Below are 23,453 nucleotides of genomic sequence, written 5' to 3' on the forward strand. Positions count from 1 at the left end.
GGGAGGGGCCAGGGTTACTACCCATCGTGACCCTCGGCGGGTACGGCGGCCCGGCGGCCGCAGAGGATCATGATCAGCCGGTACGACGAGACGACCTTCACCACCAGCGCGGCGACCGCGATCGTGTACGGCAGCCATTGCGCGCCGGTCTGCCCGGCGACGATCAGCGAGATCACCACGGCCGCGGTGTTCATCGCCTTGGCGGGCTTGGACCAGTTCCAGAGGAAGATCGGCCGGTCGACCTTGTAGAAGTAGTTCGGGCTGAGCATCCACGGCCAGAGCAGGAACGAGAACGTCAGCATCGTGTCCAGTACGCCGAACTGCACCAGGTAGATCGCCAGCGGCCCGATGGTCGCCGGGTACGTCGCCATGAACGCCGCCGCCAGCAGGAACGAGCACGCCCGGTCGCAGACGATGTCGAACACCGCCCCGGACAGCGACTCCTCGTTCCGGCGCCGGGCCACCCAGCCGTCGAGGCTGTCGCCGAACCAGTACGAGAAGTACCCGACCACCAGCCAGGTCAGGTCGCCGGTCCGGAACGCGTACGTCGCGACCGCCATCGCGATCACGGTCCGGATCAGCGTGATCCGGTTCGGTACGCCGAGCAGCAGCGCCGGGCGGATTGCCAGGGGGAGTGTGCTCATCAGGCCGCCCTCAGGTTCTCGGGATCGAGTGCGTCCCGGAGTTGGTTGCGAAGCAGGAAACCGGCGACCGTGCCGCCGAGTCGGCCGAACAGCCAGCCGCCGGCGGCCAGCACCGCCGCAAGGATCACAGCGACCGGGTCGAACGCCGCGACGCTCCCGCCGGCGACCCGGTCGGCGCCGATCAGCGTGCCGACCAGTAGGCCGGCCGCGAGCGCCGGTGCCGCCACCGCGGTGAGTTGGCGGCGTACGACCCTGCGGAGGAACCGAAGGTCGACACCCATCGCTGTCAGGCTGGCGAACTGCCGTCGCTGGTCGACCAGTTGGTCCGCGACACCCACGAAGAGCGCGGCCATGGCGGTGAGTACGACGATCGGCAGCCCGACGATCGCCAGCCCGAACCCGGTGGCGTAGAACGTCCCGCTGCCAGCCATCTCGTACGGGTCGGCGAGCGCGCTCTCGATCCCGCTGGCCATGTTGCCGATCAGGAAGCTGCAGCAGCCCAGCAGCACGCTCATCCGTGCGGAGGGCCGTCCGTCCGCGAGCAGCCGGACGCCGGCCAGCAGGTCGGCCGGGTTGCTTGAGCGCCGCATCCGCCGCCCGAGCCAGCCGATCCAGAGCGTCGACGAGCCGAGGAACAGCAACGCCGTACCGGCCAGCACGACCGTGGTCGCGACGTACCCCAGGTATGGCGCGGCGATCAACCCCAGCAGGAGCAGCACGGGGCCGACGATGAGGCTCGTACGACGTTGGGCGACGGGCTGCGGCTCGTACGTCGCCCCGTCGCGGTGCAGGAGGCTTCCGATGACGGCACCGGCCGCTGTGGTCAGCACGATGACCGGGAGCCACACGACCGCGTCCAGCACCTCGGCGCCGGGCAGGACGCGAGCCATCCGCGGTAGGGCGCCAAAGACAAGGCTGAGCAGCAAGTACGTCGGTCCCGCGAGCAGGCCGCCCGCCAGACCGGCCATGGCCGCGTCGGCCACGGTGAGCTGCCGTAGCTGCTGCCTGGATGCTCCCGCGAGCCTGAGCGCGGTCAGGCGCCGTTCACGGGCCGCAGTACCCAGCCGCAACGCCTGGACTGCCAAGCCGCCGATCAGGACGGCCAGGATGACAAGGATCGCTATCAGGCCGGAGCGGAGTCCTGGCTCGGCGATGTAGTTGCTGTAGATCTCTTCGTTCAGCGGGTTCTTGCCCAGGCGGGTGATGCGCAGTGCCCCAAGCAGGACGGCCCCGCTCACTGCCAGAGCCGCCGTGGCGAGCTGGACCCGTCCGCGGTCGGCAGGTGTCCGTGAACGCGCCAACTGGACCAGTGTCTCGAGCGTCATCAGAGCTGGACCTCGTGCTGGATCAGGCCGTCCCGCAGCCTGATCTCACGGTCTGCCGACGCAGCCAGGAGGTTGTCGTGCGTCACCATCAGCAACGCGGCCCCGCGGTACCGGGCGGCCGCCAGCAGTACGTCGAGGAGCTCCTGACCGGCCCGGCTGTCCAAGCTGCCTGTTGGCTCGTCTGCAAGCACAACGGACGGCCCCGTGATCAGTGCACGCGCAACCGCCGCGCGCTGGGTCTGGCCGCCGGACAGCTCGGCAGGTACGGCGTCAGCGTCGTCCGCGATGCCCACCTGCTCCAGCCAGTTCATCGCGGACACATGAGCTTCACCACGTTCATGTCCCCCCAGTAACAGTGGCAGCGCCACGTTGTCGACGAGCGGCAGGTCCGGTACGAGTTGCCCGAACTGCAGCACGATGCCGATCTTCGTACGCCGAAGGGCCGCACGGTCCGCTTCCTGCAGGTCGGCGAGGTCCTGCCCGTCCACCTGGACGGCGCCGACGTCCGGCGCGAGGATGCCTGCCGCGCAGTGCAGGAGCGTCGACTTGCCGCAGCCGCTGGCGCCGGTCACCGCCACGACCTCGCCCGGCGCGAGTTGCAGGCTGACGCCGCGAAGGGCGGTGTTGCGACGGTACGAGTACTCGACCTTCTCCAGTTCCAGTGCGTTCATCAGCGAGTCCCCCTCTGCTCGGCGATGCGGTCCAGCGCGCTGTCCAGCCAGCGCAGGTCGGCGTCCAGGTGGGCCACGGTGTACTCGCGGACCAGCGGTGAGGTCGGGTCGTCGTCGGCCGGCGTCTCGCGCAGCTCCCGGATCCGGCGCAGGTGGCTGGCGCGCTGGCGGGCCAGGAACCCGGCCGCGTCGCCGCCGGTACGGATCGCCGCGACGAGCTTGCGCAGTACCTCGTCCGCGCTGCCCCAGGCCGGCGGGACCGGGTCGTTCAGCCAGTCCGCCAGATGGTCGCGGCCCTTCGCGGTGAGCGCGTAGACCGTGCGGTCCGGGCCGCCGCCGGAGGTCTTGTCGACGATCTCGACCAGTCCGTCCCGCTCCAGCCGGCCGAGCGTCGTGTACACCTGCCCGAACGCCAGCGGACGGCTGTCCGGGAACCAGGCGTCATGCCCGCGCTTCACGTCGTACCCATGGGCCGGCCCCCCGGACAGCAGCCCGAGAACGAGCTCCGCTGTGGCCATGCTGAGAACTATACATTGCGTGTATGTACTGAGTGAGTAGTCCGGATGCGGGAGTTCCGTGCCGCGGTCGGTAGGATTCAGGCGTCACCCCGCAACGAACCTGGAGTAGTCAGTGGCTCGCGTTGTCGTCGACGTCATGCTCAAGCCCGAGATCCTCGACCCGCAGGGCAAGGCGGTGCACGGCGCGTTCGGCCGGCTCGGCTTCTCTGGTGTGGCCGATGTCCGGCAGGGAAAGCGCTTCGAGATCACCCTGGACGGTGAGGCGACCGAGGAGGCCGTTGCGGAGATCCGGAAGGCCGCGGACACCCTGCTGGCGAACCCGGTGATCGAGGACTACGTGCTGCACGTGGAGAACGACCGGTGAAGATCGGCGTCGTCACCTTCCCCGGCTCGCTGGACGACGCCGACGCCCGGCGGGCGGCCGCGGTGGCCGGTGCCGAGGCGGTCGCGCTCTGGCACGGCGACGCGGACCTGCACGGCGTGGACGCGGTCGTGCTGCCCGGCGGGTTCTCGTACGGCGACTACCTGCGCGCCGGTGCCATCTCCCGGTTCGCGCCGGTGATGGAGACGATCATCGCGAAGGCCGGCCAGGGGATGCCGGTGCTCGGCATCTGCAACGGCTTCCAGGTGCTGTGCGAGTCGCACCTGCTGCCGGGCGCGCTGATCAAGAACCACCACCGCAAGTTCGTCTGCAAGGACCAGCCGCTGCGGATCGAGAACAACCGCACCGCGTGGACCAGCGACTACGACGCGAACCACGAGATCACGATCGTGCTGAAGAACCAGGACGGTTCGTACGTCGCGGACGAGGCGACGTTGGACCGGCTGGAGGGCGAGGGGCGCGTGGTGGCGCGGTACCTCGGCAACCCGAACGGTTCCTACCGCGACATCGCGGGCATCACCAACGAGCGCGGCAACGTGGTCGGCCTGATGCCGCACCCGGAGCACGCCGTCGAAACACTCACCGGTCCGACCACGGACGGCCTGGGCTTCTTCACCTCGGTGCTGAAGGCCGTCGTCGCCGGCTGATGGGCTGGTCGGGGGCGCGACGGGTACTCCTCGGCGTCGCGGCGCTGGCCGCGGCCATCGGCGGCACCGGTACGGCGGACGCGGCACCGTCGGGTCTGTTCGCCAAGGTCGTGGTGGTCGGCGTTCCCGGGCTGACCTGGAGCGACGTGCAGGCGTCGCCGGAGCTGACCGCGCTGGTGGACCAGGCGCACGTGGGGTCGATCTCGGTGAAGACCGCGGGCCCGCACACCTGCCCGATCGACGGCTGGCTGACGATCAGCGCGGGGACCCGGGCCTGGGGGAACGTGCCGGACCAGCCCTGCGGTGAGCTGCCCGCGGTGACCAACGGCACGGTCGACAACTGGCAGGCGTACGTCGACCGCCAGGCCGGGCACCACACCGGCGCCCCGATCGGCCGCCTCGGCCAGACCGGCTACCCGATCTGCGGCTTCGGCCCGGGCGCCGCGATCGCCCTCGCGAAGACCGACGGCTCCGTTGCCAACTGGCAGCCGACGTTCGACCCCTCCCGACTGGCCAAGCCCGACTGCGGCGACGCGGTCGTCGACGCCGGCGCGATGCCGCTGCGTGAAGGCCGCGACGAAGCCCGGCAGAAGGTCGCGGACCTCGTCGCCCAGGCCCGCGCCGCCGGCGGCTGGGTCTTGCTGGTCGGCGTCAGCCAGGAAGACCTGAACGCGCACAAGCAGACCCTGGTCGCGATGCAGCTCCCCCCGGACAACGGGCCGCGCTGGCTGACCGGTGACAGCACCCGGCGCCCCGGGTTGATCCAGCTGACCGACATCACCGCCACCATCCTCAAGGGCCGTACCCCAGCCACTGTGGACCCCGCGGGCGAAGAAACCGCAAGCCCGCTGGACGGCGGTGAGATCCACTTCACCGGCAAGCTCCACACGGACGCGTCCGCCGTGATCGCGGACCGCCTGGGCGCCAACCAGCGGTACGAGCAGCCCCGGCCGATGCTGTTCTACGTAGCCCTGACGATTGTCGGTGCCGAAGTACTCGCCCTGATCTGGTTCCTCGTACGCCGCTCGCCCGCGTCCCGCCGTGCCGCCGTCTTCACGCTCCTCGTCCAGGGTGGCTTCTACATCGCGGTCTTCCTGGCACAGGCCACCGTCTGGTGGCGCTGGCCGGCCCCTGGCTTCTCCTTGTACGCCGTGACGATCGGTATCAGTGTCCTGTCCGCGGTCCTGGCCCAGGTGTTCTTGAAGAAGTACGCGTACTTCGGCCTCGCAGTCGCGACGTACCTGCTGCTGCTCGTCGACGGCGTACTGGGGACGCCCATGCAGCTCGGCAGCATGTACGCCGACGGCCCTGTGATCGGCGGGCGCTTCTACGGCTTCGGCAACTCGACCTTCGCAGCGTTGGGTGTCGGGGCGCTCGTCACGGCCGGCTGGGCCGCGCACAGGCTGCTGGACAAGAGCAAGCTGCAGGCTGCGCTCGCCGTACTGGTCATCGGCGGCGCCGCGATCATCGTGGACGGCAAACCGGGCTGGGGCACCGACTTCGGCGGCATCCTGGCGCTTACGCCGGCAGTGCTGCTGATGGGCTGGCTGACCTGGCACGGGAGCCTCTCGCTGCGCGCACTGATCAGCGTCGGCGTGCTCGGCGTACTGGCTGTCACGGCTGTCTCGTTCCTGGACTACCTGCGGCCGGCCGACCAGCGCACACACTTCGGGACGTTCTTCGCCCGGATGCTCCAGGGTGACGTCGACGACGTGTTCGTCCGCAAGCTGCAGATGGCCGTGATGTTCTTCCACGGCCCCACCGGCTGGGCGATGCTGATCGCCGTACTGCTGTGCGTGTTCGCCACGGTGTTCCCGGATCGGGTTCCGTCGCAGGCGTACCGCGACTTCTACCGGAGCAGCGCGATGGTCCGTCCGGCCCTGCTGGCGCTGTCCGCGTGCGGCATCGTCGGCATGCTGCTGAACGACGCGGGCGTCGCCCTGCCCGCGATCATGGCCGGGTTCGCCGTACCGATCCTGGTCGCCCACCTCCTGGCTTCCCACCAGCCAGCTACCGTTTCACCTGAGTCCCACCTAGTGCAGGAGTCCTGAAGTGTCCCCGGAATTTCACAGCGACACCGTTAGCAACGCCACCGGCACCCCCGACGTCGAGCAGCCCTGGGCCGAGCTCGGCCTCAAGCCGGACGAGTACCAGCGGATCCGGGACATCCTGGGCCGGCGCCCCACCAGCTGTGAGCTGGCGATGTACTCGGTGATGTGGAGCGAGCACTGCTCGTACAAGTCGTCCAAGGTGCACCTGCGCAAGTTCGGCGAGATCCCGCAGGAGACCCCGGCCGGGAAGATGCTGGCCGGTATCGGTGAGAACGCCGGCGTCATCGACATCGGCGAGGGGTACGCCGTCACGTTCAAGGTCGAGTCGCACAACCACCCGTCGTACGTCGAGCCGTACCAGGGCGCGGCCACCGGGGTCGGCGGCATCGTCCGCGACATCCTCGCGATGGGCGCCCGCCCGGTCGCGGTGATGGACCCGCTGCGGTTCGGCCCGCTGGACGCGCCGGACACCAGGCGCGTGCTGCCCGGGATCGTGTCCGGGGTCGGCGGCTACGGCAACAGCCTCGGCCTGCCGAACGTCGGCGGCGAGGTCGTCTTCGACCCGACGTACGCCGGGAACCCGCTGGTGAACGCGCTCTGCATCGGCGTCATGCGGCACGAGGACCTGCACCTCGCGAACGCGACCGGCCTCGGCAACCAGATCATCCTGTACGGTGCGAAGACCGGCGGCGACGGCATCGGCGGCGTGTCCGTGCTGGCGTCGGAGACGTTCGCGGACGGCGGCCCGACCAAGCGCCCGGCCGTCCAGGTGGGCGACCCGTTCATGGAGAAGCTGCTGATCGAGTGCACGCTCGAGCTCTTCCAGGCGAACGTGGTCGAGGGCATCCAGGACCTCGGCGGCGCGGGCCTGTCCTGTGCGACGTCCGAGCTGGCCAGCGCCGGTGACGGCGGCATGCACGTCTCGCTCGACAAGGTGCCGCTGCGGGACGCGTCGCTCGCCCCGGAAGAGATCCTGATGAGCGAGTCGCAGGAACGGATGATGGCCGTGGTGACGCCGGACAACGTCGAGGCGTTCCTGAAGATCTGCGCCAAGTGGGACGTTCAGGCGGACGTGATCGGCGAGGTCACCGACACCAACCGGCTGGAGATCGACTGGCACGGCGAGCGGGTGGTCGACGTACCGCCGCGGACCGTCGCGCACGAGGGCCCCGTCTACGACCGTCCGTACGAGCGGCCGGCCTGGCAGGACGAGCTGCAGGCCGACGGCGCCGAGAAGTTGCCGCGGGCAAGCAGTGGCGCGGAGCTGCGGGACACCCTGCTGAAGCTGGTCGCGTCGCCGAACCTGTGCGACAAGTCCTGGGTGACCGACCAGTACGACCGGTACGTGCTCGGCAACTCGGTGCTCGCGCAGCCCGAGGACAGCGGGATGATCCGGGTCGACGAGACCAGCGGCCTCGGCGTCGCGGTGTCCACCGACTGCAACGGCCGGTTCGCCAAGCTCGACCCGTACACCGGCGCGAAGCTGGCGCTGGCCGAGTCGTACCGGAACGTCGCGACCACCGGCGCCCGGCCGGTCGCGGTCACCGACTGCCTGAACTTCGGCTCGCCCGAGGACCCGGCCGTGATGTGGCAGTTCGTCGAGGCGATCCGCGGGCTGGTCGACGCCTGCAAGGAGCTCGGCATGCCGGTCACCGGCGGGAACGTGTCGTTCTACAACCAGACCGGCGAGACGCCGATCCTGCCGACCCCGGTCGTGGGTGTGCTGGGCGTGATCGATGACGTGACCCGGCGTACGCCGATCGGGTTCACCGCGGAGATGGAAGGCCACCAGCTGTACCTGCTGGGGACGACGGAGGACGAGCTGTCCGGGTCCGAGTGGGCGCACGTCGTCCACGGGCACCTCGGCGGGCGGCCGCCGGCGGTGGACCTGGCGGCAGAGAAGCAGCTCGCCGACATCCTGATCAACGCGTCCCGGGACGGGCTGATCGACGCGGCCCACGACGTCAGCGACGGCGGTGTCGCGCAGACGCTGGCCGAGTCGGCGCTGCGCGGCGGGGTGGGCGCGCGGGTGTGGGCGCCGGACGGGCTGGACCCGTTCCTGTTCCTGTTCGCGGAGTCGGCGGGGCGCGCGATCGTGGCAGTACCGCGGACCGAGGAGGTGCGGTTCACCGACATGTGCACCGCCCGCCGCTTCCCGCACGCCAAGATCGGCGTGATCACCGGCGACACGCTCGACGTCCAGGACCAGTTCGAACTCCCCCTCACGGAACTCCGCGAGGCCTGGACCGCGACCCTTCCGGCGGCGCTCAGCTGACCACCCGGATGGCACACTCTGAATGACGAGTGTGAGGTGAGGCGGATGGTGGAGCGGCGACCGGTGAAACCGGCCGACCTGATCGGATATGCGACGGCGGCCGGGCAGGAGGCGCGGGAGGTCGCGACGCGGCGGCGGATGGTCAACATCCGCCTCACCGACGAGGAGCGGCACGTCTGTACCGACGAGCTGGCCGAGCAGTTCGCGATCGGCCGGCTGGACGAGGACGAGCTGCACCGGCGGGTGGATCTGCTGAACGACGCGGTCACGCACGGCGACCTGATCCCGATCTTCGCCGGCCTGCCGACCCCCTCGCTGTACAAGCCCGCGCCGCGGACGCCGGGGAAGTGGCGCTGGGCGGCGTTCATCGGCGCGGTGTGGATGGCGTTGCCGTTCGCGCTGGCCGGGCTGCTGTTCCTGGTGTTCGGCCGGGAGGTCGTGGCCGCGATCTTCGGGTTGCCCGCACTCGCCTGGGTGTTCTTCGCCTACCGCTGGGCCTCCCGCCCGAAGCGCGACGAGCAACGCAAGAAGTCAGGCGCCTAGCGTCGACTCCCGGGTGATCAGCCGGGCCGGGAGCTCCAGTACGCCGTGGTGCCGTTTGCCGGCGATTCCTTCGAGCAGCAGTGTGGCGGCGCGGCGGCCGAGGTCCTCGAGGCGCGGGTCGACGGTGGTGAGCGGCGGACGGCTCGCCATCGCCATCACCGACCAGTCGTCGTAGCCGGTGACCGCGATGTCCTCGGGTACGGCGTGGCCGAGCTCGCGGAGGCGGTCGCAGACGCCGCGGGCGATCTGGTCACTGCCGCAGCTGATCGCGTCCGGGCGTTGCCGCAGTACGACCTCCGTCGCCTGGCGCCCCCACCGTTCGCTCCACTCGCCGTACAGCGGCTCGCCGCACAGGGCGTCGCCGGCGGCGCTGACGACCGCCTCGGCGCGGGCCGTGGCGGAGCGGTGGTTGCTGGGCCCGGTGATGTGCGCGATCCGCTGCCGGCCGAGGCCGAGCAGGTGCGTGATCGCGGCCGTCATCCCGCCCGCGTCGTCGACGATCACCGAGGCGTCCTCGGGGTTACTGGAGGGTGCGAGCGCGTAGACGACCGGAAGCGGTACGTCGATCGGCGGCCGCGGCTCGGTCCGACGGCCCGTGACGACGAAGCCGTCGACGCCGCGGGCGACCATCGAGCGCAGGTACGTCAGCTCGCGCAGCGGGTCGTCGCGAGTGTCGCACAGCACGGTCGCGAGCTGACCGGCGCTGAGCACGTCCTCGACGCCGCGCATGATCGGGATGCTGAACCGGCCGGTGCTGTCGGTGGTCACCAGCGCGACCGTGTAGGTGCGTCCCGAGGACAGCGCGCGGCCCCGGCTGTCCGGGGTGAACCCGAGCTTCGCGGCGGCCTGCCGCACCCGGTCACGGGTTTCCTGGCTCAACTGGCCGGTGTTGTTGAGCGCCTTGGACGCGGTCCCGGCGGACACCCCCGCGAGCGCGGCAACATCCACCATGCGCACTGCCGGCGGCCTCATCCTGTCATCCTCCTGGTCTTTCCGTCTTGCGTCGAAGCGTAGCTGAGACCTACGTTGTCAATGACGGAAAACGTGTGCCGTTTTTCCGTCGGTGTGATGTCCGCCCCCGTCACCCGAAAGGTCCGCCCATGTCCGAACCCCTTCCCGAAGGACTGCCCCGACGTGACTTCCTCGGTGTCTCTCTCGCCGCGGCGGTGCTCGTGACGAGTTCCGCGACCGCCGCTCCTCCGTCCGGTCCGCCCGCGAGCCGCGGCGGGCATTACGTCCCGCAACGCGCTCCGCTGCGCCCTGTCCCGTTCCAGAAGCTCCCGCCCGGCGCGATCGAGCCCCGCGGCTGGCTCGCGCAACAGCTCGACCTGCAGGTCAACGGGCTCTGCGGGCGGTACGACGAGATCTCGGACTTCCTGGTCTACGACACGAACGGCTGGGTCGACCCGGCGCTGGGTGCGTGGGAGGAGCTGCCGTACTGGCTGCGCGGGTTCGGCGACCTCGGCTACGTCACCGGCGACACCGGCGTACTGACCAGGACACAGCGGTGGATGGACGGGATCCTCGCGACACAGGCTGCTGACGGGTGGTTCGGTCCGGAGCGGTTGCGGACGTCGCTGGAGAACGGCCCCGACTTCTGGCCGGGGATGCCGCTGCTGGCGGCGTTCCGGTCCTGGTACGAGTACTCCGGCGACGAGCGGGTCATTCCGTTCATGACGAAGTACTTGCGCTTCCAGAACACGCAGCCGCCGGAGGTGTTCAACCGGTCGTGGGGTGCGTTCCGCTGGGGCGACAACATCGACAGTGCGTACTGGCTGTACAACCGCACCGGTGAGCAGTGGTTGCTCGACCTGGTGACCAAGATGCACAACGGGTCCGCGGACTACGTCAACGGCATCCCTACGTGGCACAACGTCAACCTGGCGCAGGGTTTCCGGGAGCCGTTGCAGTACTGGCTGCTGTCCGGGGACGCCAAGCACCGGGAGGCGACGTACCGGAACTATGCGACGGTCATGGGCCTGTACGGGCAGTTCCCGGGCGGTGGGTACGCCGGGGACGAGAACTCGCGGCCCGGGTTCGGCGACCCGCGGCAGGGGTTCGAGACGTGCGGGATCGTGGAGCTGATGCACAGCTTCGAGCTGCTCACCCGGTTCACCGGCGACGTCGCGTGGACGGACAGGTGCGAGGAGCTCGCGTTCAACTCGCTGCCGGCGTCGTACGACCCGCGGCAGCAGGTGATGCACTACATCACCTGTGCGAACAGCGTGCAGCTCGACGACCGGCCGAAGCATGGGCAGTTCCAGAACGCGTTCCCGATGGGTTCTTACAAGTACGGCGTACACCAGTACCGGTGCTGCCCGCACAACTACGGCATGGGCTGGCCGTACTACGTGCAGGAGCTGTGGCTGGCTACGACGGACAACGGTCTGGCCGCGTCGATGTACGCCGCCAGCAAGGTGACCGCGACGGTTGGAGCGGGTGAGACCGTGTCCGTCGTACAGGACACCGAGTACCCGTTCTCGGACACCATTAGCTTCACGGTGGAGTCAAAGCGGCCGGTGCGTTTCCCCTTGTACCTAAGGCGTCCCGGCTGGGCGCAGGGCGCGTCGGTGAAGGTCAACGGGGAGCAGGTGCGTACTACTGGCGACTGGATGAAGGTAGAGCGCACCTGGCATCCGGGTGACCGCGTTGAGCTCACGCTGCCGATGCGGACAACCACCCGCGTCTGGAACGACAACCACGACTCGGTGTCGGTCGACCGCGGCCCGCTGACGTATTCCTTGCAGATCGACGAGCGGTACGAGCGCATCGGCGGCACTGAGGCGTGGCCGGAGCTGTCCGTGTACCCGGAATCCCCGTGGAACTACGGTCTCGTCGCAGGCGCCTCGTTCGACGTCGTACGACGGGAGGGCGGTGGCGACCCGTTCACACAGGACGGCGTACCGCTGGCACTCACCACGCAGGCTCGACGGATCCCGCAGTGGGAAACGGACACCGAGGATGTCGTAGGGCTGCTGCAGCAGAGCCCTGCGCTGTCAGAGCAGCCTGTGGAGACCGTGACGCTCATACCGATGGGGGCGGCCCGGCTGAGGGTCACGTCGTTCCCGCAGGTGTCTGCGCAGGGCGAGGAGTGGTTCTACCGCACGCGGATCACCGCGTCGCACGTGAACGACGGGGACTCGCTGGAGGCGCCAGACTCCGGCCGTACGCCGGAGTCCTCCGCGGACACGTCGATTCCGCGCTTCACCTGGTGGGACCGTCGCGGGACGACGGAGTGGATCGAGTACGACCTACGCGAGGTGCGGGAGCTGTCGAGCGTCTCCGCGTACTGGTACGACGACACCGGCTCCGGCCTGTGCCGCGTACCGCAGTCCTGGCGGGCCCTGTGGCTCGACGGGGACACGTGGCGCCCGGTCGGCAACACCACCCCGTACGGCGTTGCAGTCGATCAGCCCAACAACACGTCGTTCACGCCAGTACGCGCCCAGCACGTCCGCGTGGAGGCTGTCCTACGTCCGACGTACTCAGGAGGCTTGCTGCTTCTGACATTCGACTGACCACCCGCCGGCACCTCCTCACCGGACAGGGCGCCCTGGTCTGGAACTACCTCGCCTGGTTCTGGGCCACAAGAGGTCACCGGGGCTGACGACACCACAGATAGTCTGTGGGCGTGGAGCCTGTGTTGCGGTTGGCTGTGGTGGGGGATGGGCCTGCGGTGGCCGCGTTGGCCCGGGCGGCGGTGGAGACGCAGTTCCCGGCGTACTACGACGCCGTGCAGACGGCCAGTGCGGCCGAGCACATCACCACGCTGGACACCGCCCTGATCGACGACGGCACCTACTACGTGCTGGAGGCGGCCGGAGAGGTCGTCGCGTGCGGCGGGTGGAGCCGGCGGAACAAGCTCTTCAACGCCAGTACGGCGGGAGCCGACACCCGGCTGCTCGATCCGGCGACCGAGCCGGCCCGGATCCGGGCGATGTTCGTACGGGCGGACTGGACCCGCCGGGGACTCGGACGGGCGATTCTTACCGCCTGTACGGAGGCTGCCCGCGCGGAAGGGTTCACCAGGCTCGCCCTGATGGCGACGCTGCCCGGCGTACCGCTCTACAAGGCCTACGGCTTCACCGAGGTGGAAGACGCCCAGCTACCGATGCCGGACGGGACCCTGCTCCCCGGCGTCGCGATGGAACGACCGATCGAGGAGAACGCATGACCGCAGGTACTACTGTCACCGCACCGGACGGCACGGAGGTCGTGCTCGGTGAGATCGGCACCCGCGTGCTGCTGAAGAACTCACGGGTGCGTGTCTGGGAGGTGGAGCTGCAGCCCGGTACGGCGCAGGGCTGGCACCTGCACCACAACCCGTACGTCGTCCTGTGCCTGTCGACGTCGCCGTGTCACATGGACTGGCTGGACGGCAGCCCTGCCCGCCACCTGAGCGAGACGGTCGGCGGTTCGGTCTACCGGCCCGTGTCGCCGGTCCACATGCTCACCAATGACGGCGACGCGCTGTACCTCAACCGCCTCATCGAGGTGCTCGACCTGGGCGAGGAGGCCTCAGGCGAGCCGTACGCCGCGGTTGACACAGCCGCTGCGGGCTTCGAGCAGACCGGCGAGATCCCGACGAAGGTCGTGGTCGACGAGGACGACGTACGCGTGCAGCACGTCACTCCCGAGGCAGGTGAGTCCTACACGTGGCGTACGGGCTCCTACCCCGCTCTTGTCATCGACCTGGACCTGTCGAGCCCAGACGTGACGTACCTCGAGCCCGGGCAGTCCTACACCCTCCCCGCGAAGCCTGAGCGCACCTCAGGCTTCAACCTGGTCGAGCTTCTCTACTACAGCAAGCCTCGTACCTGACCAGCGTCCCGGGCAGCCAAAGCCGCGGCAGTGTCGACCTGGCTGAGGTCGGCCTGCCGTAGCTGCGCCTTCACCAGCGGCACCTGCGGGCCAACGGCGCTCAGCTCGGTCACACCGAGAGCAGCCAGCAGTACGGCGGCCTGTGGGTCGCTGGCGAGGTCACCGCAAACGGCCACGCGTACGCCCGCCGTACGGACGACGTGGTCGATCAGCTGGAGCACCGCGGGGTCCAACCCGTCCGCAAGCGGTGCCACGGCAGCGTTGGTACGGTCGGCCGCGGTCGTGTACTGCGTGAGGTCGTTGGTGCCGATGCTGACGAAGTCGAGGTCCTTCGCGAGCGTGGCGACCCGGAGCGCGGCCGCCGGGACCTCGACCATGATGCCGACCTCGAGGTTGTGCCGCGGCCCGAGCTCCTGCAGCGCCCAGTCGACCTCGTCGGCGGTCGTCACCATCGGGAACATCACGTGCACCGGCGTCTCGGCCGCCGTCCGCCGGATCGCCGCGAGCTGATCGCGGAGCAGCTCCGGCCGGCGGCGGAACACCCGCAGCCCGCGTTCGCCGAGGAACGGGTTCGGCTCGTGCTCCTGCGGGAGGAACGGGAGCGGCTTGTCGCCGCCGATGTCCCAGGTGCGGATCGTGATCGGCTTGTTCCCGAGCGCCCGGGCGATCCGGAGAAACACCTCGGCCTGCTCGTCGACGCTCGGCGCCGTACGCCGGTCCCCGAACAGCACCTCGGTCCGCACCAGCCCCGACCCGTCCGCGCCCCGCACTTCCACGGCGTCCTGCACGACACCGACATTCACCAGTACGTCGACGGTGCGGCCGTCGCGCGTCGTGGCCGGCGCGTCCGCGTCCGCGATCGCCCGCTCGCGCTCACCCAGCCGCTCGGCGATCGTGGCACGTACCGCGGCCTCGTCGGGTGACGTGTCGAACACCCCCGTTCGAGCGTCGAACGCGACCACGGTCCCGGCCCGTACCGCGACGTCCCCGATCCCTGTCACCAAAGGGATCCCACGAGACCGCGCCACGATCACCCCGTGCCCGGTCGTCCCGGCGGCCCGTACCGCAATGCCTTCGATCGCGGTCGCATCAACCGTCGCAGCGGTCGCCGCGTCCAGCTCGGGCACGATGAGGATTCCGTTGGCGGCTGCCTGCTCCGCCACGCCGACCAGCAACCGCAGCACGCGGTCCCGCACGGCACGGACGTCCTGGGCGCGTTCCTGCTGGTACGGGTCGTCCAACGCCTCGAAGGTGGCGGCCAACCCGTCGTACGTCTGCTTCCATGCGACCGGCGCCGACGTACCGTCCGCGATCGCCGCGCGGACCTCCGCCAGCAGCGTGCGATCGTTCAGCAGCGCGACGTGCGCCTCGAAGATCCCGCCACCGTCGGCCAACGCCCGCAGCTCACCGCCGGCAACTCGAACCGCATCCTCCAGCCGACCGTTTTCGTTGTTCCCAGCAACATAACCACTGAGATCAACCGCGGCATCGACAATCACGGCCGGCCCGATCGCCATATCCAGACCAGACCCACCTGTCAAGGGAGCCACTGCCACGTCACCGAAGTTGTCAGCCGCAAGTTCTTCAACGGCCGCCAGCACCTCGGCCGCCTGCGCCCCGCTGGCACCCACCCGCAACCGGTGCCCCTGCTGGGCGTTCAATGTCGCGACCATACTCAAACTGCCCGCATCCACCGGCCCTTTCCCGGTGTCCAGATCGGTCAGCGTGACCACGGCGTCAAACCCGTTGACCAAACCAACCAATCGGGCCGCCGGCCGCGCATGCAACCCGTGCTCGTTGCCGACCATGACCTCAACGGTGTGATCAGCCGCAGCAACCGGCCCGGCCTCAACCGGCGCCGCATCCCCGAGATGGTCCTGCTTACCAGCCAACCCCCGCGCCGCCTCGGCAGCAACCGCGTCCAGCGAAGCGCCTGTGGACGCCGTCACCACCGCCGCCACCAGCCCCTCGACCAGCGGAGCGCTCGTCAGCCGGACATGGTCCGCGACCGAGGGATCGACAAACTCCAGCGCCATCTCCGCGCTCAGCGCCGCCGACCCGAGATCCAGCAGTACGAGTACGCCGTCCGCGCTGTCCGCCACCCCGAGCGCGTCCGCAACCGCCATCGCGTCGGTCCCGAACGTCGTCGCGTCCAGCCCTGCCGCCACCGCGATCACCGGACGCTTGTCCTCGGCAACCATCTCCGCCGCCAGCCCGACCGCCGCGTCCGCGAGCGCCCGGCTGTGCGACACCACCACGATCCCGATCATGACAGCGTGCGCGCCGCGGACTCCAAGATCAGTGTCGTACTGGTCGCCCCCGGATCCTGATGCCCGGCGCTGCGCTCACCGAGGTAGCTGGCCCGCCCCTTGCGCGCCACCAGCGGTATGGTCCCGTCCCGCCCCTTCGCGGCCGCCTCTGCCGCGGCGTTCAGCGCCGCACCCAGATCCGCGCCGCCGGCCACGGCGTCGTCGTACGCCGTCAACGCCGGCGCCCACGCGTCGTACATGGTCTTGTCGCCGAGCTCCGCCTTGCCGCGGGCCAGCACCCCCTCGACCCCGGCGTGCAGCGCCTTCCCGATCGCCTCCGGCGTCAGGTCGACCCCCGCCAATGCGGTCCCGAACCGCAGGAAGAACGTCCCGTACAACGGCCCGCTGGCCCCGCCGACCTTGCTGACCAACGTCATCCCGGCCTTCTTCAGCAACTCGTCGGCCGACCCGAACGACGCACCGTCCAGCACCTCGACGACCGCCTGGAACCCACGGTCCATGTTGGCTCCGTGATCCGCGTCCCCGATCGCCGAATCCAGCTCGGTCAGGTACGCCGCGTTCTCGTGCAGCACCTGCGCGACGTCCCGCATCCAGTTGACGAAGTTCTCGACGCTCATGCACCCCACCGTAGGCCGGGGGTGTTCACCGGGGCGTCCCAGAGGCGTACCAGTTCGTCGTCCACCTTGAGGAGGGTGACCGAGCAGCCGGCCATCTCGAGCGAGGTGATGTAGTTGCCGACCAGCGAACGGGCGACGGTGATGCCGGCCCGGTCGAGGAGCTGGGCGATCTCGTTGTACATCACGTACAGCTCGATCAGCGGCGTACCGCCCATGCCGTTCACGAACGCGATCACCGAATCGCCTTGGCTGTAAGGCAGATCGGTGACCACCGGGTCGACGAGCAGCTCGGCGATCTCGCGCGCCGGGGCGAGCGGGAGGCGTTGCCGGCCGGGCTCGCCGTGGATGCCGATGCCGACCTCCATCTCGTTCTCGGCGAGTTCGAACGTCGGCTTGCCCGCGGCCGGGACCGTGCAGGACGTGAGCGCCATCCCCATGCTGCGGCCGTTGTCGTTGACCCGCTTGGCCAGGTCCGCGACCTCCTGCAGCGGGCGGCCCTCCTCGGCGGCGGCGCCGACGATCTTCTCCAGCAGTACGGTGACGCCGACGCCGCGGCGGCCCGCGGTGTAGAGGCTGTCCTGGACGGCGACGTCGTCGTTCGTCACCACCGACAGCACCTCGGTCCCGGCGTCGGCCGCGGCCAGTTCGGCGGCCATCTCGAAGTTCATCACGTCGCCGGTGTAGTTCTTCACGATGTGCAGTACGCCGGCACCGGCGTCGACGGCCTTCGTCGCGGCCATCATCTGGTCCGGCACCGGGGAGGTGAACACCTCGCCCGCGCAGGCCGCGTCCAGCATCCCGGCCCCGACGAAGCCGCCGTGCATCGGCTCGTGCCCGGAGCCGCCGCCTGAGATCAGCCCGACCTTCCCGGGCCGCGGCGCGTCCTTGCGGTAGACGATCCGGTTCTCCAGGTCCACCCGGAGCCGGTCCGGATGCGCCGCCGCCATCCCGCGCAGCGCCTCACTCACAACATCGGCAGGGTCGTTGATGAGCTTCTTCATGGATCCATCTGAGCACACGAGCGCCGCCTACGGGAGGGCCTCCACGTCCGAAAGCAGCGGGATCGACCGGATCGACCGGCTCACGGTGAGCAGTACGGCGCCTACCGCGAGCAGCGCCGCGAAGAGCAGCAGCGCGTTCCGGGCGCCGAGCGTGCCGAGGAAGACGCCGCCGAGGAACGGCGCCAGCGGGGCCGCGCCGTTCGACATGAACATGAACGCGCTCTGCGCCCGGCCCTGCAGCTTGTTCGGGGTGATCAGCATCTGGTAGCCGAACAGGCCCGAGTTCAGCGCGGGCAGCAGGAACACGGCGAGCGCCGGCAGCGCGATCAGCACGGCGGGACGCGTGCTGGCGGCCGTCGCCGCGAACGTCACGGTGATGACCCAGGAGCCGACGATGGTGATCTTCCCGGTGCTGTACTTCGCCAGCAGCCGCGGTGCCGCGAACGCCCCGAGCAGGCCGCCGACCCCCATCGCGGTCTCCAGCAACCCGATCACGGACGGCCGTACGCCGCGTTGCTGCATGCTCAGGATCAGCACCAGGATCGTGCCGTTCGCGGCGAAGTTGAGCAGCGTCGCGGTGACGGCGATGGTCCGCAGGTCGCGCTGGCGGAACAGCCAGGCCAGCCCGGACCGGATCGCCTTCAGGATCGGCTCGGGTGCCTCGCCCGCGGGCTGCGCGGCCGGCAGCGGGTGCCGGATCGTCGTCAGCATGATCGCCATCACCAGGTACGAGATCGCGTCCGCGGCGACCGGGATGGCGCGCCCGATCGAGAACAGCAGGCCGCCGAGCGGTGCGCCGGCCAGGCCCGCCACGTTCGCTCGGCCGTGTGACGCGGCGAGCGCCGTACTGATGTCCTCGGGCGCGACGATCTCGCGCAGCGCGGCGCTCTCGGCGGGCATGAACAGCGCGTAGCCGGCGCCGTTCAGCAGGCCGACCAGCAACAGGTGGGGGAGCGTCAGGTGGCCGAGCCAGGCGGCGACGGCGACCGAGCCGAACAGGAACGCGCCGAGGAACGTGTACCCGATCAGGATCCGGCGCCGGCTCCACCGGTCGGCGAGCGCGCCGCCGGGCAGCGCGACCAGGATCGTGCCGAGCGAGGACGCCGTACCGACCAGGCCGGCCTGCACCGGGGAGCCGGTGATGGCCAGGCCGAGCAGCGTGAACACGAACGAGCTCATCGCGGAGCCCAGCGAGCTGACCGTTTGACCGGTCAGCAACTTCAGATAATCACCGTTGTGCAGCAACCCCCGGGCGGACATAACCGGGAGAGTATGCCTGCATCAGGCTCACATATCAGGTCTGATGCATTGCACGTTAATGCAAATCAGTCCTTGGGTCGCAGCAGCGGGCGGACGACCTCGCGGGCGTCGTGGATCCGGGACTTGACCGTGCCGAGCGGGGCGCCGACCTCGGCGGCGATCTCCTCGTACGACAGCCCGTACACGTCGCGCAGTACCAACGGGGTGACCATCTGCGGACGGTCCCGCTCGAGGGTCTCGAGCGCCTCCAGGAGGTCCAGCCGGGTGCCGGCGATCACGCTCGTGGTGCGGGGGTCCGGCTTCTCCATCTGCTCGGGGTTGTGCGCGGCCTGGGCGGCGCGCTTGAGCTTGCGGTACGTCGAGCGGGCGGAGTTGGCCGCGACGGAGTGCACCCAGGTGGAGAAGCTGCTGCGACCGGAGTAGGTGTTGATCTTGGTCGCGATGTTCAGCAGGGCCTCCTGCGCCGCGTCCTCCGCGTCGGCGGAGTACGGCAGGACGCTCCGGCAGATCCGCAGGACGCGCGGATGCACCTGCCGCAGCAGGTCGTCCATCGCGTTCTTGTCGCCCGCCTGTGCCTGCTCCGCGAGGGTGGCAAGGTCGTCCGTCGGGCTGGTGCTCTCGCTCATCTGCGCCTTTGCTCTCGATGGGCCCCAGGTAAGGACACTCCAATACTCCATAATGCCTTGTATGGGGGTCCCAACCAGACTCGGTCGGTACGTCGTGCGCCGACGCCTGGGCTCAGGCGGTTTCGCGACGGTGTGGCTGGCCCATGACGAGCAGCTCGACGCCGAGGTGGCGATCAAGGTGCTGGCCGACAACTGGGGCCACGACGACTCGGTCCGGAAGCGGTTCCTGGAGGAGGGCCGGTTCCTCCGCCGGGTCGAGTCCGAGCACGTCGTCCAGGTGCACGACGTCGGCGAACTGGAGGACGGCCGCCCGTTCCTGGTGCTCACGTACGCCGACCGCGGCACGCTGGCGGACCGCCTGAAGCAGAAGCCGCTGCCGCTGCCCGAGGCGGTCGACGTGGTCGTCCAGGTCGGCCGCGGCCTGCAGGCCCTGCACCGACGCGGGCTGCTGCACCGCGACGTCAAGCCGGCCAACGTCCTGTTCCGCAGCACCGACGACGGCGAGCGGGCCGTCCTGTCCGACCTCGGCCTGGGCAAGTCGCTCGACGAGGTGTCACGGATCACCATGCCCGGCGGCACCCCGTCGTACGTCGCCCCCGAGCAGGCGCTGGGGGAGCGGCTGGATCAACGGGCGGACCAGTACTCGCTGGGCGCCGTCGCGTACGCCGCCCTCACCGGCCGGTCCCCACACCAGGTGGACGGCCTCGGCGCCGCCAGCCGCGTCAAGGTGGCCCCGCCACCAAGCTCCCTCGGCTTCGAGCTACCGGAACAGGTCGACGCCGCGATCGTCCGCGCCCTGGACCCCGACCGCGAGAAGCGCTGGCCGGACGTCCAGTCCTTCACCAAACAACTGGTCGGCGCCCTCGACGAAAACACCCACGACTTCCCCCTCGCCGAGCGCGAGACGGTCCTGGTCGCCGACGAGCCCGAGGACGACGCGGACAAGACCGCGCTGAGCGACGAGAACCAGCCGACGGTCGTGAAGACCGTCGAGCCGTCGGCCGAGGTGGCAGAGCCTGAGCCGGCACCGGTCGTACCGGAGAAGCCCGCGAAGAAGAAGCGGCGGCGAGGGCGTTGGGTGGTCGCCGCACTGCTGGCGCTCGTGGTAGGCGCCGGAGCCGGGTACGGCGGCCAGTGGTACCTGTCCGGCCGCAAGATGATCGCAGTCGGTGACAAGGGCTTCCATGTGAACCTGCCACGCGCCTGGGCCCAGTCGATGGCCTCGTCGACGTGGACCGTACCGGGCGGCAACGGCACCGGTCCGGCGTTCCGTGTCAGCGAGGATGCGGACTGGTCGGGCCAGACGCCGGGGGTGTTCATCGGCGTGTCCAGCACCAAGCTGGCGCTGCCGGACAGCACGCAGTGCCAGAACGTCGGAGCACCCCTGCCGCACACGGTCGGTGGACAGTCGGTCACGGACCGGGTTTCCAGTGGCTGCTTCGATGCGGATATCGTGCTGCTCCAGCGAATCGTCGATCACGGGGACGGCGGCTCGCTACTCGTTCAGGTGGTCGTACCCGGGTCGAACCAGGTGCGTGCCACCGAGATCGCTGACACGGTGCAGTACACCCCCTAGGACGTCCCCATGCGTTTCCCGACCGAACGGCTTCGGCCTTCGCCGGCCCTGATCCAGTCCGTACGCCGCAGCTTCTACCGGATCCGTTCCACCATCTTCCGCACCATGTGGCCCGTCGACTGACGGCCTAGGAATTCAGCGGAGTGTCCTTGCGCTGAACGCTCCTCGTAGCGTGCTCCAGCACATCCATCAACGCGTCCTGATCCTGGGGAAGCCCGGTAGAACCCATCTCGATGGCACAGTTTCCACTGTCGTTCGCGACCCAGCGCACGATGACGTATCGCAGCACCGCATCTGGCGACTGCTCAGGCGGCGGCACGTACGTGTAAGCGATCGTGGCGTAGTCCTTGTCCACACGCTGCGAGAGCAGTTGGAACATCTGGTTTGCCGACAGGCGCTTCAGTTGCGCGAGCCTGATCTCCATCGAGGCGGCCGGCGGGCGTTTGATCGTGAAGCCGCCCTCGACCCGGAGCCATCGCTTGCCGGTCGGGTCGGTGAACCGCCCGATCGTCGGCGGGTCCGGCTGCGTGAATCCCCAGCCGTCCGGTACCCGTACCGTGATCCGCGACTTGAGCACGGCTCGCACGTCGAAGGTCTGGCTACGGTAGCTGAGATCGGCCGGCTTCAACGCCGGCGAGTTGTCGTAGGTGACCTTGCGGGGCGTCGGGGTCGGGCTGGCGGTGGGCGACGGCGATACGCCGCCGGATCCCATCGGAAGTGGTGCGGCCGTGCCGGCCTGGCTGGGTTCAGCCGTCAGGAACAGGCCGGCGCCATACCCGCCGGCGCCCCCGACGCCGGCCAGGGTGAGTAAGCCCGCGCCGAGCAACGCACGTCGAGACACGTTCCGCACCACCCACGCACCTCCCCCAGTCCTACACTCAAAGACACCTCAGCCCCCGCTCAGGTTGCACCGCGCAGGTAACAATTCCGTGAAACCCGCAACTCCGGTGGAGTTAGAGGCTGCCCGGAACCTTTACGGTCCGGCCGGTTGCGATGCCGTACCACGGCTGGCCGTCGTCAACGCGGGTGTCGTAGTGCGCGGTCGCCTGGAAGCCGTCGATCAGGACCCACGAGACCTTCCCCGTCCGGCAACTGGTCTGACCGGTCACGATGTACCCGTTGCCGCCTGTCGAGTTGCACGTGTACCCAGGCTGCTGGATGCCGTCCTCCCAGACGACAAGGACCGCGGTGGCTCGTGAATCCATGTCGGGGACCGGCGCGTTGAGCTTCAAGTAGGCCCAGTACTGATGGCAGGTGTCGCGGTGCAGTTCGACACGACCCCGAACTGCGCCGCCCCGGACGGCGGTGAGCGGCGCGGTAGCGACCGGTGGGACATTCTCGCTGCAGGACTGTGTGACTGCGACCTTCGCACCGGCTGGTGCGGGGATCAGCGCCATGGCCAGGGCGAGTGCGGCGATGCGAAGGATCACTGTGAGGTCTCCAGATCTTTGGGCGGCGCGTCAGCCTACTGCGGGACCGGGGGCCTAGCCGGTCTCGCTGACCGAACTGGAGGCCTTCTCGAGTATCTCCGCGAGGGCGGGAGCGTCGGCGGGGATTCCGGTGATGCTCATCGAGATGTTGCCGAGCTTGCCATTGGTCGCGATGAAGCGGACGATCACGTACCGCAGAATGTCGCTCGGGATGTACGTGTAGGTGAGTGTGGCGACCGACCGGGTCTCACCGTCGTCGCCGGTGATCGTGCCGGGCTTCTGGTCGAGGATCTGTACGTCGTTCTGTGGCGGCTGGCTCGTCCGCAGGTTGATGACGAGCTGCGACAACGCCTCCGCGGGGGTCTTCTGCTGAGCCGTTGGGACGGATTGGACCCGCACCGCACGTTGTTTGAGGTCGTCCAGGAACTTGACCTCGTCGGGATGCTTCGCGTCCCGCGTCAGACCCCAACCTTTGGGGACCTTGACCGAGAGCTGAACGGGCTGGTCGGGGTCGGGGTGGACCGTGAAGGTGCGGTTCGCGTAGTCCAGGCCGGGCTGGAGCGGGTCCAGGTTGCTCGGGCTGGGGGTTTTGACGGGGAGCGGAGGCTCTGTCGGGGTTTGGGAGGGAGTCGGCGACGGGGAGATCTCGCCCAGGGGGTTGGCGGCACCGGTGGTAGTGGGTTCGGGATCGTCCCAGCGGTCGCCGGCGTAGTAGCCGCCGCCGATGCCGAGGGCCAAGGCCAGCAACAGCAGGCCGACCAGGAGGGCTCGTCTCACGCCTGCACCGGTCCGCTCG

Annotated in this window: 22 protein-coding genes and 1 pseudogene; 9 read left to right on the forward strand and 14 right to left on the reverse strand. The window is 69.4% G+C overall.

All coding sequences use genetic code 11. The features are described from left to right. Nucleotides 1-17: 17 nt before the first annotated feature. The 4 genes from ACQHIV_RS32865 to ACQHIV_RS32880 are packed head-to-tail and all read right to left on the reverse strand — an operon-like array spanning nucleotide 18 to nucleotide 3,158. On the reverse strand, nucleotides 18-644 hold the full coding sequence (locus ACQHIV_RS32865) for a CDP-alcohol phosphatidyltransferase family protein (protein ID WP_427887854.1): 627 nt from the start codon (nucleotides 642-644) through the stop codon (nucleotides 18-20). Next, nucleotides 644-1,969: a hypothetical protein gene (locus ACQHIV_RS32870; protein WP_427887855.1), complete on the reverse strand. Its 1,326-nt coding sequence runs from the start codon at nucleotides 1,967-1,969 to the stop codon at nucleotides 644-646. The genes ACQHIV_RS32865 and ACQHIV_RS32870 overlap by 1 nt, the downstream gene beginning before the upstream one ends. Further along, nucleotides 1,969-2,640 (reverse strand): ABC transporter ATP-binding protein, encoded by a 672-nt coding sequence (locus tag ACQHIV_RS32875; protein ID WP_427887857.1) that lies wholly within the window; start codon nucleotides 2,638-2,640, stop codon nucleotides 1,969-1,971. The genes ACQHIV_RS32870 and ACQHIV_RS32875 overlap by 1 nt, the downstream gene beginning before the upstream one ends. Then, nucleotides 2,640-3,158, reverse strand: a complete 519-nt coding sequence (locus ACQHIV_RS32880) for a PadR family transcriptional regulator (RefSeq protein ID WP_427887859.1) — start codon at nucleotides 3,156-3,158, stop codon at nucleotides 2,640-2,642. Before ACQHIV_RS32880 ends, ACQHIV_RS32875 begins: the two co-directional genes overlap by 1 nt. A 112-nt stretch (nucleotides 3,159-3,270) precedes the next feature. On the opposite strand from ACQHIV_RS32880, the gene purS reads away from it, so the two are divergent. From purS to ACQHIV_RS32905, 5 genes are read left to right on the forward strand one after another with little or no spacing between them, the layout of a single operon-like run. After that, nucleotides 3,271-3,522 carry a phosphoribosylformylglycinamidine synthase subunit PurS gene (gene purS, locus ACQHIV_RS32885; protein WP_427887861.1) on the forward strand — a complete coding sequence of 84 codons (252 nt, stop codon included), beginning with the start codon at nucleotides 3,271-3,273 and terminating at the stop codon, nucleotides 3,520-3,522. After that, nucleotides 3,519-4,187 carry a phosphoribosylformylglycinamidine synthase subunit PurQ gene (purQ, locus tag ACQHIV_RS32890; protein ID WP_427887863.1) on the forward strand — a complete coding sequence of 223 codons (669 nt, stop codon included), beginning with the start codon at nucleotides 3,519-3,521 and terminating at the stop codon, nucleotides 4,185-4,187. Before purS ends, purQ begins: the two co-directional genes overlap by 4 nt. Further along, on the forward strand, nucleotides 4,187-6,238 hold the full coding sequence (locus tag ACQHIV_RS32895) for a hypothetical protein (protein WP_427887865.1): 2,052 nt from the start codon (nucleotides 4,187-4,189) through the stop codon (nucleotides 6,236-6,238). Before purQ ends, ACQHIV_RS32895 begins: the two co-directional genes overlap by 1 nt. Before the next feature lies 1 nt (nucleotide 6,239). Then, nucleotides 6,240-8,513 carry a phosphoribosylformylglycinamidine synthase subunit PurL gene (gene purL / locus ACQHIV_RS32900; protein WP_427887867.1) on the forward strand — a complete coding sequence of 758 codons (2,274 nt, stop codon included), beginning with the start codon at nucleotides 6,240-6,242 and terminating at the stop codon, nucleotides 8,511-8,513. Nucleotides 8,514-8,558: 45 nt separating this feature from the next. Further along, nucleotides 8,559-9,056 carry a DUF1707 SHOCT-like domain-containing protein gene (locus ACQHIV_RS32905; protein WP_427887868.1) on the forward strand — a complete coding sequence of 166 codons (498 nt, stop codon included), beginning with the start codon at nucleotides 8,559-8,561 and terminating at the stop codon, nucleotides 9,054-9,056. Here ACQHIV_RS32905 and ACQHIV_RS32910 read toward each other — a convergent pair. After that, on the reverse strand, nucleotides 9,045-10,028 hold the full coding sequence (locus ACQHIV_RS32910; protein WP_427887870.1) for a LacI family DNA-binding transcriptional regulator: 984 nt from the start codon (nucleotides 10,026-10,028) through the stop codon (nucleotides 9,045-9,047). The genes ACQHIV_RS32905 and ACQHIV_RS32910 overlap by 12 nt on opposite strands. Nucleotides 10,029-10,156: 128 nt before the next feature. Between ACQHIV_RS32910 and ACQHIV_RS32915 the strand changes: the two genes are divergently transcribed. The 3 genes from ACQHIV_RS32915 to ACQHIV_RS32925 all read left to right on the forward strand — a co-directional run bounded on the left by ACQHIV_RS32915 (nucleotide 10,157) and on the right by ACQHIV_RS32925 (nucleotide 13,877). Beyond that, nucleotides 10,157-12,574: a beta-L-arabinofuranosidase domain-containing protein gene (locus tag ACQHIV_RS32915; RefSeq protein WP_427887872.1), complete on the forward strand. Its 2,418-nt coding sequence runs from the start codon at nucleotides 10,157-10,159 to the stop codon at nucleotides 12,572-12,574. A 113-nt stretch (nucleotides 12,575-12,687) separates the two neighbouring features. After that, nucleotides 12,688-13,230, forward strand: a complete 543-nt coding sequence (locus ACQHIV_RS32920) for a GNAT family N-acetyltransferase (RefSeq protein ID WP_427887873.1) — start codon at nucleotides 12,688-12,690, stop codon at nucleotides 13,228-13,230. After that, the gene (locus ACQHIV_RS32925; protein ID WP_427887875.1) at nucleotides 13,227-13,877 is read left to right on the forward strand and encodes a hypothetical protein; all 651 of its coding nucleotides are present in this window, start codon (nucleotides 13,227-13,229) and stop codon (nucleotides 13,875-13,877) included. Before ACQHIV_RS32920 ends, ACQHIV_RS32925 begins: the two co-directional genes overlap by 4 nt. On the opposite strand, the gene ACQHIV_RS32930 is transcribed toward ACQHIV_RS32925, so the two are convergent. From ACQHIV_RS32930 to ACQHIV_RS32955, 6 genes and pseudogenes are all read right to left on the reverse strand, one after another. Beyond that, on the reverse strand, nucleotides 13,856-15,685 hold the full coding sequence (locus ACQHIV_RS32930; protein WP_427896616.1) for an HPr family phosphocarrier protein: 1,830 nt from the start codon (nucleotides 15,683-15,685) through the stop codon (nucleotides 13,856-13,858). The genes ACQHIV_RS32925 and ACQHIV_RS32930 overlap by 22 nt on opposite strands. A 54-nt stretch (nucleotides 15,686-15,739) precedes the next feature. Beyond that, a pseudogene (gene dhaM, locus ACQHIV_RS32935) lies at nucleotides 15,740-16,147 on the reverse strand (dihydroxyacetone kinase phosphoryl donor subunit DhaM); the annotation flags it as partial. Further along, on the reverse strand, nucleotides 16,144-16,764 hold the full coding sequence (dhaL, locus tag ACQHIV_RS32940) for a dihydroxyacetone kinase subunit DhaL (RefSeq protein ID WP_427887877.1): 621 nt from the start codon (nucleotides 16,762-16,764) through the stop codon (nucleotides 16,144-16,146). The gene dhaL and the pseudogene dhaM, both read right to left, overlap by 4 nt. Beyond that, a complete protein-coding gene (gene dhaK, locus ACQHIV_RS32945) occupies nucleotides 16,761-17,765 on the reverse strand; it encodes a dihydroxyacetone kinase subunit DhaK (protein ID WP_427887879.1) in 1,005 nt (334 codons plus the stop codon). The genes dhaL and dhaK overlap by 4 nt, the downstream gene beginning before the upstream one ends. Before the next feature lie 27 nt (nucleotides 17,766-17,792). After that, on the reverse strand, nucleotides 17,793-19,025 hold the full coding sequence (locus tag ACQHIV_RS32950) for an MFS transporter (protein ID WP_427887880.1): 1,233 nt from the start codon (nucleotides 19,023-19,025) through the stop codon (nucleotides 17,793-17,795). 65 nt (nucleotides 19,026-19,090) lie between these two features. Continuing rightward, the gene (locus tag ACQHIV_RS32955) at nucleotides 19,091-19,651 is read right to left on the reverse strand and encodes an RNA polymerase sigma factor (RefSeq protein WP_427887882.1); all 561 of its coding nucleotides are present in this window, start codon (nucleotides 19,649-19,651) and stop codon (nucleotides 19,091-19,093) included. 94 nt (nucleotides 19,652-19,745) lie between these two features. Between ACQHIV_RS32955 and ACQHIV_RS32960 the strand changes: the two genes are divergently transcribed. Further along, nucleotides 19,746-21,227, forward strand: a complete 1,482-nt coding sequence (locus tag ACQHIV_RS32960) for a serine/threonine-protein kinase (protein ID WP_427887884.1) — start codon at nucleotides 19,746-19,748, stop codon at nucleotides 21,225-21,227. Nucleotides 21,228-21,354: 127 nt separating this feature from the next. On the opposite strand, the gene ACQHIV_RS32965 is transcribed toward ACQHIV_RS32960, so the two are convergent. The 3 genes from ACQHIV_RS32965 to ACQHIV_RS32975 all read right to left on the reverse strand — a co-directional run bounded on the left by ACQHIV_RS32965 (nucleotide 21,355) and on the right by ACQHIV_RS32975 (nucleotide 23,434). Next, nucleotides 21,355-22,080 carry a hypothetical protein gene (locus ACQHIV_RS32965; protein WP_427887886.1) on the reverse strand — a complete coding sequence of 242 codons (726 nt, stop codon included), beginning with the start codon at nucleotides 22,078-22,080 and terminating at the stop codon, nucleotides 21,355-21,357. Between the two features lie 100 nt (nucleotides 22,081-22,180). Next, nucleotides 22,181-22,657: a hypothetical protein gene (locus ACQHIV_RS32970; protein ID WP_427887888.1), complete on the reverse strand. Its 477-nt coding sequence runs from the start codon at nucleotides 22,655-22,657 to the stop codon at nucleotides 22,181-22,183. A 54-nt stretch (nucleotides 22,658-22,711) separates the two neighbouring features. Beyond that, nucleotides 22,712-23,434 (reverse strand): hypothetical protein, encoded by a 723-nt coding sequence (locus ACQHIV_RS32975; RefSeq protein ID WP_427887890.1) that lies wholly within the window; start codon nucleotides 23,432-23,434, stop codon nucleotides 22,712-22,714. Nucleotides 23,435-23,453: the final 19 nt, after the last annotated feature.

Origin of the sequence: Kribbella polygonati (assembly GCF_050320105.1) — a bacterium.
Classification (GTDB): Bacteria; Actinomycetota; Actinomycetes; order Propionibacteriales; family Kribbellaceae; genus Kribbella.

Excerpts from the sequence above, each read along its gene's own strand:
- ACQHIV_RS32870 (WP_427887855.1), bottom strand. The coding sequence starts at position 1,969 with ATGACGCTCGAGACACTGGTCCAGTTGGCGCGTTCACGGACACCTGCC.
- ACQHIV_RS32910 (WP_427887870.1), bottom strand. The coding sequence starts at position 10,028 with ATGAGGCCGCCGGCAGTGCGCATGGTGGATGTTGCCGCGCTCGCGGGG.
- ACQHIV_RS32880 (WP_427887859.1), bottom strand. The coding sequence starts at position 3,158 with ATGGCCACAGCGGAGCTCGTTCTCGGGCTGCTGTCCGGGGGGCCGGCC.
- ACQHIV_RS32875 (WP_427887857.1), bottom strand. The coding sequence starts at position 2,640 with ATGAACGCACTGGAACTGGAGAAGGTCGAGTACTCGTACCGTCGCAAC.
- dhaK (WP_427887879.1), bottom strand. The coding sequence starts at position 17,765 with ATGAAGAAGCTCATCAACGACCCTGCCGATGTTGTGAGTGAGGCGCTG.
- ACQHIV_RS32915 (WP_427887872.1), top strand. The coding sequence starts at position 10,157 with ATGTCCGAACCCCTTCCCGAAGGACTGCCCCGACGTGACTTCCTCGGT.
- dhaL (WP_427887877.1), bottom strand. The coding sequence starts at position 16,764 with ATGAGCGTCGAGAACTTCGTCAACTGGATGCGGGACGTCGCGCAGGTG.
- ACQHIV_RS32955 (WP_427887882.1), bottom strand. The coding sequence starts at position 19,651 with ATGAGCGAGAGCACCAGCCCGACGGACGACCTTGCCACCCTCGCGGAG.
- ACQHIV_RS32905 (WP_427887868.1), top strand. The coding sequence starts at position 8,559 with ATGGTGGAGCGGCGACCGGTGAAACCGGCCGACCTGATCGGATATGCG.
- ACQHIV_RS32865 (WP_427887854.1), bottom strand. The coding sequence starts at position 644 with ATGAGCACACTCCCCCTGGCAATCCGCCCGGCGCTGCTGCTCGGCGTA.
- ACQHIV_RS32930 (WP_427896616.1), bottom strand. The coding sequence starts at position 15,685 with ATGGTCGGCAACGAGCACGGGTTGCATGCGCGGCCGGCGGCCCGATTG.
- ACQHIV_RS32895 (WP_427887865.1), top strand. The coding sequence starts at position 4,187 with ATGGGCTGGTCGGGGGCGCGACGGGTACTCCTCGGCGTCGCGGCGCTG.
- ACQHIV_RS32925 (WP_427887875.1), top strand. The coding sequence starts at position 13,227 with ATGACCGCAGGTACTACTGTCACCGCACCGGACGGCACGGAGGTCGTG.
- ACQHIV_RS32950 (WP_427887880.1), bottom strand. The coding sequence starts at position 19,025 with ATGTCCGCCCGGGGGTTGCTGCACAACGGTGATTATCTGAAGTTGCTG.